General features: G+C 63.3%; 11 protein-coding genes. 4 read left to right on the top strand and 7 right to left on the bottom strand.

All coding sequences use genetic code 11. From position 1 onward, the window contains the following. Positions 1-9 precede the first annotated feature (9 nt). Entirely contained in the window at positions 10-783 is a 774-nt protein-coding gene (locus tag ACEPP2_RS05535) for an amino acid ABC transporter ATP-binding protein (protein WP_052638633.1), read from the top strand. Between the two features lie 91 nt (positions 784-874). On the opposite strand, the gene ACEPP2_RS05530 is transcribed toward ACEPP2_RS05535, so the two are convergent. The 7 genes from ACEPP2_RS05530 to paaN all read right to left on the bottom strand — a co-directional run bounded on the left by ACEPP2_RS05530 (position 875) and on the right by paaN (position 9,076). Then, positions 875-2,815, bottom strand: a complete 1,941-nt coding sequence (locus tag ACEPP2_RS05530; RefSeq protein WP_395516029.1) for a 3-hydroxyacyl-CoA dehydrogenase NAD-binding domain-containing protein — start codon at positions 2,813-2,815, stop codon at positions 875-877. 1 nt (position 2,816) lies between these two features. Continuing rightward, positions 2,817-3,518 (bottom strand): ABC transporter ATP-binding protein, encoded by a 702-nt coding sequence (locus ACEPP2_RS05525; protein ID WP_395516028.1) that lies wholly within the window; start codon positions 3,516-3,518, stop codon positions 2,817-2,819. Continuing rightward, on the bottom strand, positions 3,505-4,296 hold the full coding sequence (locus ACEPP2_RS05520; protein ID WP_395516027.1) for an ABC transporter ATP-binding protein: 792 nt from the start codon (positions 4,294-4,296) through the stop codon (positions 3,505-3,507). Before ACEPP2_RS05520 ends, ACEPP2_RS05525 begins: the two co-directional genes overlap by 14 nt. Beyond that, positions 4,293-5,249 carry a branched-chain amino acid ABC transporter permease gene (locus ACEPP2_RS05515; RefSeq protein ID WP_077546540.1) on the bottom strand — a complete coding sequence of 319 codons (957 nt, stop codon included), beginning with the start codon at positions 5,247-5,249 and terminating at the stop codon, positions 4,293-4,295. Before ACEPP2_RS05515 ends, ACEPP2_RS05520 begins: the two co-directional genes overlap by 4 nt. A gap of 2 nt (positions 5,250-5,251) precedes the next feature. Next, positions 5,252-6,124, bottom strand: a complete 873-nt coding sequence (locus ACEPP2_RS05510; protein ID WP_052638637.1) for a branched-chain amino acid ABC transporter permease — start codon at positions 6,122-6,124, stop codon at positions 5,252-5,254. Between the two features lie 120 nt (positions 6,125-6,244). Further along, positions 6,245-7,390: an ABC transporter substrate-binding protein gene (locus ACEPP2_RS05505; protein WP_077546542.1), complete on the bottom strand. Its 1,146-nt coding sequence runs from the start codon at positions 7,388-7,390 to the stop codon at positions 6,245-6,247. Between the two features lie 36 nt (positions 7,391-7,426). Then, a complete protein-coding gene (paaN, locus tag ACEPP2_RS05500; protein WP_395516026.1) occupies positions 7,427-9,076 on the bottom strand; it encodes a phenylacetic acid degradation protein PaaN in 1,650 nt (549 codons plus the stop codon). A 112-nt stretch (positions 9,077-9,188) separates the two neighbouring features. On the opposite strand from paaN, the gene paaG reads away from it, so the two are divergent. Genes paaG through paaK form a run of 3 tightly spaced genes read left to right on the top strand, consistent with a single transcriptional unit; the run spans position 9,189 to position 11,768 of the window. Next, entirely contained in the window at positions 9,189-9,983 is a 795-nt protein-coding gene (paaG, locus tag ACEPP2_RS05495; protein WP_395516025.1) for a 2-(1,2-epoxy-1,2-dihydrophenyl)acetyl-CoA isomerase PaaG, read from the top strand. Further along, positions 9,980-10,429 carry a hydroxyphenylacetyl-CoA thioesterase PaaI gene (gene paaI, locus ACEPP2_RS05490; protein WP_395516024.1) on the top strand — a complete coding sequence of 150 codons (450 nt, stop codon included), beginning with the start codon at positions 9,980-9,982 and terminating at the stop codon, positions 10,427-10,429. Before paaG ends, paaI begins: the two co-directional genes overlap by 4 nt. A gap of 28 nt (positions 10,430-10,457) precedes the next feature. Continuing rightward, the gene (gene paaK / locus ACEPP2_RS05485; RefSeq protein ID WP_077546546.1) at positions 10,458-11,768 is read left to right on the top strand and encodes a phenylacetate--CoA ligase PaaK; all 1,311 of its coding nucleotides are present in this window, start codon (positions 10,458-10,460) and stop codon (positions 11,766-11,768) included.

The following is an 11,768-nucleotide window of genomic DNA, read 5'->3' as shown; positions in this document are numbered from 1 at the left end:
GGGAAAACAATGGCTGACGCCCAACCCACCACGCCTTCCGTCTCCGCCACCGATATCGCAATCGATATCATCGGCATGAACAAGTGGTACGGAGACTTCCACGTGCTGCGCGACATCAACCTGCGCGTCATGACGGGCGAGCGCATCGTCGTCGCCGGTCCTTCCGGATCCGGCAAGTCGACGATGATCCGCTGCATCAACCGCCTTGAAGAGCACCAGTCGGGCCGTATCGTAGTCGACGGCATCGAACTGACCAACGACCTGAAGAAGATCGACGAAGTGCGCCGCGAAGTCGGCATGGTGTTCCAGCACTTCAACCTCTTCCCGCACCTGACGATCCTGGAGAACTGCACGCTTGCGCCGATCTGGGTTCGCAAGATGCCGAAGAGGAAGGCCGAAGAGATCGCCATGCACTACCTGGAGCGGGTGAAGATCCCCGAGCAGGCAAACAAGTATCCCGGCCAGCTTTCCGGTGGACAGCAGCAGCGCGTGGCAATCGCCCGCTCGCTGTGCATGAGCCCGAAGATCATGCTCTTCGACGAGCCGACCTCGGCTCTCGACCCGGAGATGATCAAGGAGGTCTTGGACACGATGGTGAGCCTCGCCGAAGAAGGAATGACGATGATCTGCGTGACCCACGAGATGGGTTTCGCTCGCCAGGTCGCCAATCGCGTCATCTTCATGGACCAGGGGCAGATCGTCGAGCAGAACGAGCCGGCGGAATTCTTCGACAACCCGCAGCACGAGCGCACCAAGCTCTTCCTGAGCCAGATCCTGCACTAGGCAAACGGATCTACGGGACGATTCAAATGGCCGCGCTGGTTATGCAGCGCGGCCTTTTTCGGTTGTCTATCTAGCAGCTATCGGTGACGGACTATTTCGAGCGGGTCGCGAACATCGGCCCACCGCGCCAGCGCGGGAAGCCGTAGCCATGGATCTCGACGAGGTCGATGTCGGAAGCCTGTCGGGCCACTCCTTCCGAGAGGATTGCGGCACCCTCCTCCGCCATCTCCCCTACCAGGCTTTCTGCGATTTCCTTGGCAGACAAGTCCGCTTTGCCATTGATCTGCGAAGACAGGAGCTCGGCCACCGCCGTTGACGGATGTGGCGTCCGATCGCCAGCGGCATAGTCATACCAGCCGCCCCCGGTCTTCTGCCCCTTTCGTCCGACCCGAACGAGGATATCGCCCAGGGTCTCTGCCACATCCTGCCCCGCTGCCCGTGCACCTTCGCGCTGTAGGAACGCGATGTCCAGTCCACCGAGGTCCTGGGCTTCGAACGGTCCCATTGCGAACCCGTAGGCGCGCATGGCGGCATCGATTGCGTCGATCGCCACGCCCTGCCGCACCAGCGCCTCGGCAGAGGCGCGATACCGCTTCAGGATGCGGTTGCCGATGAAGCCTTCGCAGATGCCGGCCTGAACCGGGATCTTGCCGAGCATCCTTCCGAGCGCAAAGCCCGTGGCGACCACAGCAGGTGCCGTTTCCGGAACGGGCACGATCTCGAGCAGCTTCATCACATTGGCGGGGCTGAAGAAATGCAGGCCGATGAAACGTTCCGGATTCGGCAGGCCTTCGGCGATCAGTCGGGGATCGAGATAAGATGTATTGGTCGCTAGGACCGCGTCCGGCCGGCAGATCCGCCCCAGTTCGCCGAAAACCGCTCTTTTCACGCCGATCTCCTCGAACACCGCCTCGATGACGAGATCGGCATCGGCGAGAGCCGCATAATCCGTTGTGCCAGTGACCCTGGACAGTCTCTCGGCGGCGGTGTCCGGCGTCATACGGCCCCGCTTGACCGCTCCATCATAGACGTTGCGGATGTTGGAGAGGCCTTTCTCTACCGCTTCGCCATCCCGCTCGACCAACACGACCGGGAGCCCCGCATCGCTCAGGGCGACGGCAATGCCCGCACCCATTGTGCCTCCCCCCACGACGCCGGCCAACCGGATCGGCAAAGGCTCTGCTGCAGCCAGATGAGAGGGGCGCCCGGCAGCGCGCTCTGCGAAGAACACATGACGCAAGGCCGCCGCCTGCTCCGAACTCCGAAGTTCCAGAAATGTCGCCCGCTCAAATGCCATGGCATCGGAAAAGTCAGCCTCTACGGCCTTCCGAAGACATGCGAGCGCTCGGAGCGGCGCAATTTCGCCGCGCGCTCGCTTCCAGATTGCCTTCTCCTGCCTCTCCCAGAAACCTGGTTCGGGCGCCTCGACAGGCCGTCGCGAGATAGGCGGTGGCAGTGGACGTTCGAGCGCCGCACGGGCAAAGGAGATGGCTTCACTGCGCAGATCACCCGTGACGACGGCATCCACGAGCCCAAGGGGGGCAGCCTTCGCCGCCTTCACCGGCTTGCCGCTGGTGACCAGCTCAACCGCAGCCTCGACGCCGGCAAGACGCGGTGTTCGGACCGTTCCGGATGCACCGGGAACAATGCCAAGGCCAACCTCGGGAAGCCCGACCGAGGCGCCGTCCAGTGCGATACGGAACCGGCACCCCATGGCGATCTCGAACCCGCCGCCAAGGGCCGATCCATGGATTGCTGCGACCCACGGCTTTGCGGCACCTTCGATACAGTCGACCAGATCAGGAAGGTGTGGCGGCACCGGCGGCTTGCCGAATTCGGTCACGTCAGCACCGGCGATGAAGGTCCGTCCTTCGCAGATCAGCACCACAGCCCGCACGGACGGATCGGCATCCAGCGCACCGACCGCGTCCCAAAGCCCCTGTCGGAGCATCTGACCCAGCGCATTGACGGGCGGATTGTTAACGGCGACGACGGCGATCTCGCCTTCGCGAGCGATGGTGACGACAGACATTTCATATTCCCAGATAGGCTTCGCGGATGCGCGGATCGGCGATCAGCTCTTCCGCCGCGCCCGACATGGTGATGCGGCCAGTTTCCATGACATAGCCACGATCGGCGATCTTGAGGGCCCCGAAGGCGTTCTGCTCCACCAGAAGCACGGTCACGTCGAGAGCCTTCAATCCCTTGACCACATCGAAGATCTGGCTGACGATGATCGGCGCCAGCCCCATCGACGGTTCGTCGAGCAGAAGACACGAGGGCCGGCCCATCAGCGCCCGCGCCATGGCGAGCATCTGCTGCTGCCCGCCCGAAAGGCCGCCTGCTGCCAGATTGCGCTTCTCCCGCAGGATCGGGAACATCTGGAAGGCGTCCTCCATGTCCTTCTCGACCCGGTCGTCGTTGAACAGGAAGGCTCCGAGCCTCAGGTTCTCCTCGACCGTCAGATTGGTGAAGATCTGCCGCCCTTCGGGCGACTGAGCGAGACCACGGCGCAGCCGTTTGTAGGCCGGCGCCGGCGTCAACGCCTCGCCGCGGAACGTGATCTGCCCCGCCGTCACCGGCTGGACGCCCGAAAGGCAGCGCAGAAGCGTGGTTTTTCCCGCCCCGTTGGCTCCTACGACCGTAACGATCTCGCCGCTGTCGACGCTGAGGTCGATCCCGTGCAGCACCTCGATGCGCCCATAGCGCGAACGCAAGCCCTCAACGGTCAGCATGTTCAGCTCCCAGATAAGCGGCGATCACAGCCGGATCCTTGCTGACCGTGGCCGGGTCACCCTCGGCGATCTTTTCGCCATGGTCCAGAACAACGATGTGATTGGAAATCCGCATGACCATCTTCATGTCGTGTTCGACCAGCAAGATGGCGACGCCCGAGGCCGCCACCTCGGCAATCAGATGGTCGATCTCTGCGGTTTCCACGGCGTTGCAGCCGGCTGCTGGCTCGTCCAGCAGAAGTATTTTGGGGTTCAACGCCAGGGCGCGGGCAATCTCCAGTCGCTTCAGCGAGCCATAGGAGAGGTTTCCCGCCTCGCGTTCCGCTGCCCGCTCCAGCCCGACCCGGCCAAGCAGCCCCATCGCACCATCCCGAGCGGCTTCCGCCCGGCGGCGGGAGGCAGGCAGACCCAGCATGTCCGCCAGGATCGATCCCTTCTCCTGAAGGTGGTAGCCGGTCACGGCATTGTCCAGCACGGACATCGACTGGAAGATTTGCAGGTTCTGAAAGGTTCTGCTCATGCCGCGGCGGGCAAGCAGATGCGGCTCCATTCCAGTGACATCCTCGCCGTTGAGCACCACGCGACCACTGCCGGCCTGATAGATGCCCGAGATCATGTTGAAGAGCGTCGTCTTGCCGGCACCGTTCGGCCCGATCACCGAAACGATCTCTCCGGGCTTCACCTGGAAGCTGACGTCGTTGACGGCCTTCAAGCCACCGAAGGTGATCCCGAGACCCTCGACGGACAGAAGCGTCGTCTGGCTATCGCGGTCGCTCATTCACCCGTCCCCCTCAGCTTGCGCAGAATCGAGGGCAGAAGCCCCTCGCGCAGGAAGATCATTACCAGCATCATCACCAGACCCAGGACCAGTTGCTCGTATTCGGCAAAGACTGTCAGGACCTGCGGAAGCAACGTCAGTATGCCGGCGCCGAAAATGGCGCCAAGGACCGAGCCGACACCACCCAGAACTGCCATCGTGACCATCTCGATCGAATGCATAAAGCCTGCCACGTCGGGTGTGATGAACTTGTTCTGCAGCGCCAGGAGCGAGCCGGAAACCGAGGCATAGACGGCGGAGACAACGAAGGCGTTGAGCTTCATCCGGGCGACGTCGACGCCGACCGTTCGCGCCGCGATCTCGGACCCGTGCAGCGCCCTCAGCGCGCGCCCTGTCGGGCTGTTGTAGAGGTTGAGCGCGAGCCAGGCGCCGAGGAGCAGGCAGAGACCGGAGAAGAAATACCAGAACTCGCCGTTCGTGAGGTCCAGTCCGAAATCCTTCAGCAGTCCGCGCAGACCGAGATCGGCCACGTCGATCCCGTCAGGCCCGCCGGTCAGTTCCCGCTCGTTGTTGAGCACCATCGACACGAGAATGCCGAAGCCGAGCGAGGCGACGGCCAGATAATAGCCCTTCAGCCGGAGGATCGGCCGGCCGACCAACCACGCGAGAACCGCAGAGATGACCGCGCCCAGCACGACCGCGAAGGCCGGGTGGATCCCAAGATGGACCGGCGCGAGCGCACAGGCATAGGCGCCGATACCCGCAAATCCGGCGTGACCGAGGCTGATCTGGCCCGCATATCCGGTCAGGATCACGATACCCGTGACCGCAAGCCCGTTCACGAAGATCAGTGCCCCGACACGGTAGTAATAGCCGGAGGGAAAGAAGAATGGCGTCAGCGCGATCAGCACGGCAAGCGTGAGGAGGGTCGCCTGTTTGGGTGTCAGCTTCATGGTTACACCCGTTGCGTCGCCTGGCGTCCAAAGAGACCATGCGGCAGAAAGAACAGCACCAGCAGGATCACGATGAACGCAGCCGCGTCCTTGTATTGCGAGGACAGGTATCCGGCCGTCAGCGCCTCGATCAGCCCGATGAGGAAACCGCCGACCAGCGCACCCTTCGGATTGCCCATGCCGCCCAGCATGGCGCCGGCAAAGCCTTTCAGGGCAAAGCCGATCCCGACACTGTAGGCGGTCAGCGTGATCGGGGTCGCAAGCACCCCGGCCAGGGCACCGATCGCGGCAGACAGCGCGAAGGAAAGGGTCATAACGAAATTCGTGTTGATCCCCACCAGTTGGGCGGCCAGCCGGTTGTTGGATGTGGCCAGAACCGCGCGACCGAGGAGCGTGCGGGTGAAGAAGACCCACAAGCCTGCGAAGATCACGAGTGCGCCGCCAATCACCCAGAGGCTCTGGGGCAGGATCGTCGCGCCGCCGATCCGGAGCGGTTCGTCGCCGGAGAAGGCGGGGAACGTGTGAATCTGCTTGTCGAAGATCAGTTGCGCGCCGCCCTGGATGAAGATGGAGGCACCGATGGTGATGATGATCAGCGAGACGACAGGCGCGCCGCGCGCCGGCTCGATCGCCAGCTTGTTGATCGCAACGCCAAGCGCCGCCGTCGCCACTATGGCGATCAGCGCAGCAAGCGGCAGGGGCAGGCCCGCGGCATAGACGAACCACGTGATCATGCCGCCCAGCATGACGAATTCGCCCTGCGCGAAGTTCACCACATCGGAAGCGTTGTAGATGAGCGTGAAGCCGAGCGCGACGAGCGCGTAGACCGCGCCGACCGTCACGCCGGAGAAAAGGAATTGCAGAAGCTCCGACATGAGGCTCTCCGGCTCGGATAGGTGTCGCAGGGTTGCACTTGGCCGGTCCGGCAGAGCCGGGCGCGGCCGTCCCGATGGCATGAGAGCCGGGTCGCGGCGGACCCGGCTCCGGTCAGGCAATCATTCCACCAGGGCCCACTTACCGTCCTTGATCTCCAGCATGCGGAACGCCGACAGGTCGAGACCCAGGTGATCCTCGGGAGAGAAGGTGTAGGTACCGGTCGTGCCAGCGAGGCCGGAGGTGGACTCGATCGCGTCGCGGATTACGGCCGGCTCGGCCGATCCTGCACGCTTCAAGGCATCCGTGAGAATGAGGAAGGCATCGCGGGCATAGCCGCCGAACGTGCTGACCGGCGCCTTGAACTTGTCCTCGTACGCTGTCTTGTAGGTCGTGACGACCGGCTTCTGGGCATCATCATCCGCGAGCAGGCCGGCAACCAGAAGCGCCGTGCCGGGAAGACGCACGCCTTCTGCCGCGTCGGCACCGGCGAGCTCGATGAAGCCGTCGGATGCCACGCCGTGTGACTGGTAGAGCGGCAGGTCGATTGCGAGCTGCTTGTAGTTGCGGGTCACGATGGACGGGCCCTGGCCGAAACCGGGGTTAAGGACTGCCTGCACGCCTTCGGCACCCTTGATCTTGGTGAGCTGCGCCGTCATGTCGGCATCCTTGGGATCATAGGTCTCGTCGGCGACGATCTCGATGCCGTAATCTCCGACGACCGACTTGCACTGTGCCTGCATCGAGGCGCCGAAGCCGTCGGTGCCGGAAATCATGCCGACCTTGGTGTAGCCCTGCTTCTTCATGTCCTCGAAGATCTTCTGGCAGGCCATCCGGTCGGTATGGGGGGTCTTGAAGGTAAACGGCTTCACCGGGTCGATGATGTCGATCGCGCCGGCCAGCGAGATGAACGGGATCTCGGCATCCTCGGTCACCGAAAGGATCGACATGGACGTGCCGGTCGTGGTGCCGCCGATGATGGCAACGACCTCGTCATCCTCGACGAGACGTGTGGCAAAGGTACGTGCCTTGTTCGGATCTCCGCCGTCGTCGTAGAGCACCAGCTTGATTTCCTCGCCATTGATGCCGCCGGCGGCATTCAGTTCCTCGACGAGCATTTCAAGCGTCTTCGCCTCCGGGTCGCCCAGGAAGGCGGCAGGTCCCGTCGCCGAAACGCTGGCACCGATGCGGACCTCGGCCTGAGCGGCCGGTGACAGGCCGAGGCCGGCCAGAAGTACGAGTGCGGTAGTGGTCAGAGCCATTTTCATTCTACTCTCCTCCTCGAGAATGATGCGATGATGATATCAGGAAGTGACGGTCCGCCGCCACATGACGCGGCGGAACCGGGTTGCGACAAAAGCGGTGTCCGTCAGGCTCGCATTGCCTGCCGGATTGGCGCCCGTGACGTGGAAGTCGCTGAAGGCAGCGGACTGGTTGACGAAGATGTTGCCGGTCAGGTTGATTGACAGGTTGACGCCCGCTGCCGTGAAGGCTGCGATGGCGCGCCCGATGCGGTCCTCGTCGGTATCGTAGAGTGCAGCCGTGATAGCCCCCTTGCGCGCGGCAAGGTCGGCCGCCCGCCCGATGCCGTCATCGGCATCCTTCGTGGCGACGACGAAGGCTACCGGACCAAAGCACTCGGACTCCGCGACGGCGTCACCGGCATCGACCGCTATCAGCAGCGGTGTGGCGGTGCGTCCCTCGCCCAAGGCGCCAGACTCACGGATCACCCGGCCTCTGGCACGGACGCTGTCGCGCCGGGCAAGCGTTGCCGGATTGGCAACAGCGCCGCAGACGCCCGCCGCCCGCGCCGGATCGTCCAGCAGCGCGTCGATTGCCTTGCCGATGCCATCTGCCACGCTGTCGAAGCTCAGATGCCCCTTGTCGGTGTCGATCCCGTCGACAGAAATGTAGATGTTCTGCGGCGCCGTGCACATCTGCCCGGAATAGAGCGACAGGGAGAAGGCGAGGTTCGCACACATGCCGTCGAAGTCGTCCGTCGCGGCGATGACGACGCTGTTGACGCCCGCCTCTTCGGTGAAGAGCTGCGCCTGTCGCGCATTCTCCCGCAGCCAGCCGCCGAACTGGTTGGAGCCCGTATAGTCGATTAGCTTGACGGCCGGATCGGTGGCCAGTTCCGTGGTGATCTCCGCGCCCGGCGCATCCACGGCCAGCAACACAGCGTCCATGGGCAGGCCTTCTTCGGCCAACACCTCGCGGGCAACGCGCACCGTCAGCGCCATCGGCAGGATGGCGGCCGGATGCGGCTTGACGATGACGGGATTACCTGTGGCGAGGCTCGCAAACAGTCCGGGATAGCTGTTCCACGTCGGAAACGTGTTGCAGCCTATGGTCAGGGCGACACCGGCGGGAACCAGCGCCCAGTGCTTTTCGAGAAGGATCGGCGCGGCCTTCCCTTGCGGCTTTTCCCACCGGGCCTCGCTCGGAAAACGGGTCATCTCCTCCCAGGCCACTGCCACCGCTTCGAGGCCCCGATCCTGGGCATGGGGACCTCCGGCCTGGAACGCCATTGCAAAGGCCTGTCCGGTCGTATGCTGGGTCGCATGACCAATCAGGAAGCTCATCCGGTTCAGGCGGTGGAGGATCTCCAGGCAGACGCCGACGCGCGACTCGATCCCGGCCGCAGCCAGTGCCGGCGCTGCATTCTTTGCCGCTGCAATCAGTGTGGCCGGCTCACAGGCGGGATAAGTAATGCCGAGTTCGGGGCCGCAGGGGGAAACTTCCGCGCCTCGCCGAGACGATTCGGGATGGCCGGTGAGTTGGAAGAGCTGACCTTTCAGGGCTGCAAAGGCGGCCTCGCCGTCTGCCTTGGCAGTCTCGCCATAGTTCTTGCTGCTGGGGACTTCCGGATATGGTGTACAGTAGCTGCGCTCGTGCAGTGCCGTGACGGCACGCTCCAGAAGCGCGCGATGGCGGCTGAACAGATCGGTCATGGCACTCTCCCAACCCGGGCTCCTCCCCGGTCGCCTTTATAATTGACCGACCGGTCGGACTATGCAACAAGAATCTTCAGGAGCCGCCGGGAGATGCGGCAGGGAGATAGAGATGACCGGTTCGGAAACGGTTCTGTCGACTCTTGTCGATGGCGTATTGAAGCTCACCCTCAACCGACCAGACAAGCTGAATTCCTTCAATGAGGAAATGCACCTCGCCTTCCGCGCCGGGCTCGAGCAGGCCCGCGACGACTCGGAGGTGCGTGCCGTTCTGATCACCGGATCGGGGCGCGGCTTCTGTGCCGGGCAGGATCTCGGAGATCGGGATCCGCGCAAGGGCGGCCCTGCCCCCGATCTCGGCCACACACTTGAAACCTTCTACAATCCGAACCTGCGGCTCATCCGCGCGCTGGAAAAGCCGGTTGTCTGTGCGGTGAACGGCGTGGCTGCAGGCGCTGGAGCCAACATCGCTCTCGCCTGCGACATCGTGCTGGCGGCCCGTTCGGCCAAGTTCATCCAGGCATTCTCCAAGATCGGACTGATCCCCGACGCAGGCGGCAGTTGGAGCCTTGCCCGCATATTGGGCGAACCGCGCGCCAAGGCGCTGGCGCTCACTGCCGAACCACTGACGGCGGAGAAGGCCGCCGAGTGGGGCATGATCTGGAAGGCCGTGGATGATGACCAATTGATCAACGAAGCCACGGCGCTCACGGGGAGCCTTGCCGGCGGTCCGACCGTCGGCCTGGGCCTCACGAAGCGACTAATCCAGGCGGCAGCGACCAATAGCCTCGACATGCACCTAGACATGGAGCGTGACTGCCAGCGGACGGCCGGTCGTACTGCAGACTATGCGGAAGGTGTCACTGCCTTCCTCGAAAAGCGCAAGCCGGAGTTCAAGGGCCGATGAAAGCTGTCGCAGACATGAACCCTCAGGAAATCGCCGAAGCCTCGGCCAACGCGATGTGGAACGATGATGCGGCCAGCCAGCGGCTCGGCATGAGCCTGGACCATATTGCGCCCGGACACGCGACTCTCTCCGTCACTGTCACGGAGGCGATGTCGAACGGCCACGGCAACTGCCATGGAGGCTACATATTCACCCTCGCCGACAGCGCCTTCGCCTTCGCCTGCAACAGCTATAATGAGATGGTCGTCGCGCAGCACTGCTCGATCACCTACATCAACTCGGTCCGCATCGGCGATCGATTGACCGCCACGGCCGCCGAGGTCTCGCGTCGCGGCCGCTCCGGCATCTACGACATCCGCATCACCAATCAGGACGGCGTCCAAGTTGCCGAATTCCGCGGCCATTCGCGCACCGTCAAGGGCACCCATATTCCGGTCGACGCCTGACCGCGCCAGCATTCCAAGGGAGGAAGCCATGGAAGATCTGACCCCGAACCCGAAAGACCTGGACCCGATCGAGACAGCATCGCGCGATGAGATCGAAGCGCTGCAGTTCCATCGGATGAAACGGTCGCTGAAGCATGCCTATGAGAACTCACCCTTTTACCGGAAGCGCTTCATCGAACAGGATGTACATCCCGAGGAACTGAAGTCGCTCAAGGACATCGCCAGGTTCCCGTTCACCACCAAGCAGGATCTGCGCGACACCTATCCCTTCGGCATGTTTGCCGTGCCGCAGTCCAAGCTGGTGCGCATCCATGGCTCCTCCGGCACCACCGGCAAGCCCACCGTGGTCGGCTACACGGCAGCCGACATCGACCATTGGGCTAACCTCATTGCCCGTTCGATTCGCGCGGCAGGCGGCCGCCCCGGTGACATGCTCCACAATGCCTATGGCTATGGCCTGTTCACCGGCGGCCTTGGCGCACATTACGGCGCCGAGCGACTTGGCTGCACCGTCATTCCGATCTCCGGTGGAATGACCGAGCGGCAGGTTACCCTGATGCATGACTTCAAGCCGCAGATCATCATGGTGACGCCAAGCTACATGCTGTCGATCCTCGACGAATTCAGGCGCCAGGGACTGGACCCGCGGGCGTCCTCCCTGAAGGTCGGCATCTTCGGTGCCGAGCCTTGGACGAATGCGATGCGACAGGAGATCGAGGAAGCCTTCGACATGCATGCCGTCGACATCTACGGGCTTTCCGAAGTGATGGGTCCGGGCGTTGCCCAGGAATGCGTGGAGACGAAGGACGGCCTGCATATCTGGGAGGATCACTTCTATCCCGAGATCATCGATCCGGTGACGGGTGAAGTGCTGCCGGATGGCGAGCTCGGCGAACTGGTGTTCACGACGCTGACCAAGGAAGGTCTGCCGATGGTGCGCTATCGCACCCGCGACCTTACCCGCCTCCTGCCCGGTACCGCTCGCTCGATGCGGCGGATGGAGAAGATCACCGGTCGCAGCGACGACATGATCATCCTTCGCGGCGTCAATGTCTTCCCGACCCAGATCGAGGAGCAGATTCTGAAGTGCAAGGGACTGGCGCCGCATTTCCAGATCGAACTGACACGCAGCGGCCGGATGGACAACATGACCGTCCATGTCGAATGCACGGCCGACCGGTCCGCCGAGGACGCACGCGCCTTCTCGGCCAAGGAACTTGCACATCACATCAAGTCGGTGGTGGGCGTCACCACGCGTGTTCTCGTCTGTGATCCGAACGGCGTTCCCCGGTCGGAAGGGAAGGCGAAGCGGGTCGTCGACAACCGGCCGAAGGAGTGA

Origin of the sequence: Pseudorhizobium flavum (assembly GCF_044142885.1) — a bacterium.
Taxonomy (GTDB): domain Bacteria; phylum Pseudomonadota; class Alphaproteobacteria; order Rhizobiales; family Rhizobiaceae; genus Neorhizobium; species Neorhizobium flavum.
Note: the sequence above shows the minus strand (reverse complement) of the source record. Positions and strands in the feature narration are given on the sequence as shown.

What these genes read in the sequence shown, in the direction of transcription:
- ACEPP2_RS05505 (WP_077546542.1), bottom strand. Translation starts at nt 7,390, where the DNA reads ATGAAAATGGCTCTGACCACTACCGCACTCGTACTTCTGGCCGGCCTC.
- ACEPP2_RS05510 (WP_052638637.1), bottom strand. Translation starts at nt 6,124, where the DNA reads ATGTCGGAGCTTCTGCAATTCCTTTTCTCCGGCGTGACGGTCGGCGCG.
- paaI (WP_395516024.1), top strand. Translation starts at nt 9,980, where the DNA reads ATGAAAGCTGTCGCAGACATGAACCCTCAGGAAATCGCCGAAGCCTCG.
- ACEPP2_RS05535 (WP_052638633.1), top strand. Translation starts at nt 10, where the DNA reads ATGGCTGACGCCCAACCCACCACGCCTTCCGTCTCCGCCACCGATATC.
- ACEPP2_RS05525 (WP_395516028.1), bottom strand. Translation starts at nt 3,518, where the DNA reads ATGCTGACCGTTGAGGGCTTGCGTTCGCGCTATGGGCGCATCGAGGTG.
- ACEPP2_RS05515 (WP_077546540.1), bottom strand. Translation starts at nt 5,249, where the DNA reads ATGAAGCTGACACCCAAACAGGCGACCCTCCTCACGCTTGCCGTGCTG.
- ACEPP2_RS05520 (WP_395516027.1), bottom strand. Translation starts at nt 4,296, where the DNA reads ATGAGCGACCGCGATAGCCAGACGACGCTTCTGTCCGTCGAGGGTCTC.
- paaK (WP_077546546.1), top strand. Translation starts at nt 10,458, where the DNA reads ATGGAAGATCTGACCCCGAACCCGAAAGACCTGGACCCGATCGAGACA.
- paaG (WP_395516025.1), top strand. Translation starts at nt 9,189, where the DNA reads ATGACCGGTTCGGAAACGGTTCTGTCGACTCTTGTCGATGGCGTATTG.
- ACEPP2_RS05530 (WP_395516029.1), bottom strand. Translation starts at nt 2,815, where the DNA reads ATGTCTGTCGTCACCATCGCTCGCGAAGGCGAGATCGCCGTCGTCGCC.
- paaN (WP_395516026.1), bottom strand. Translation starts at nt 9,076, where the DNA reads ATGACCGATCTGTTCAGCCGCCATCGCGCGCTTCTGGAGCGTGCCGTC.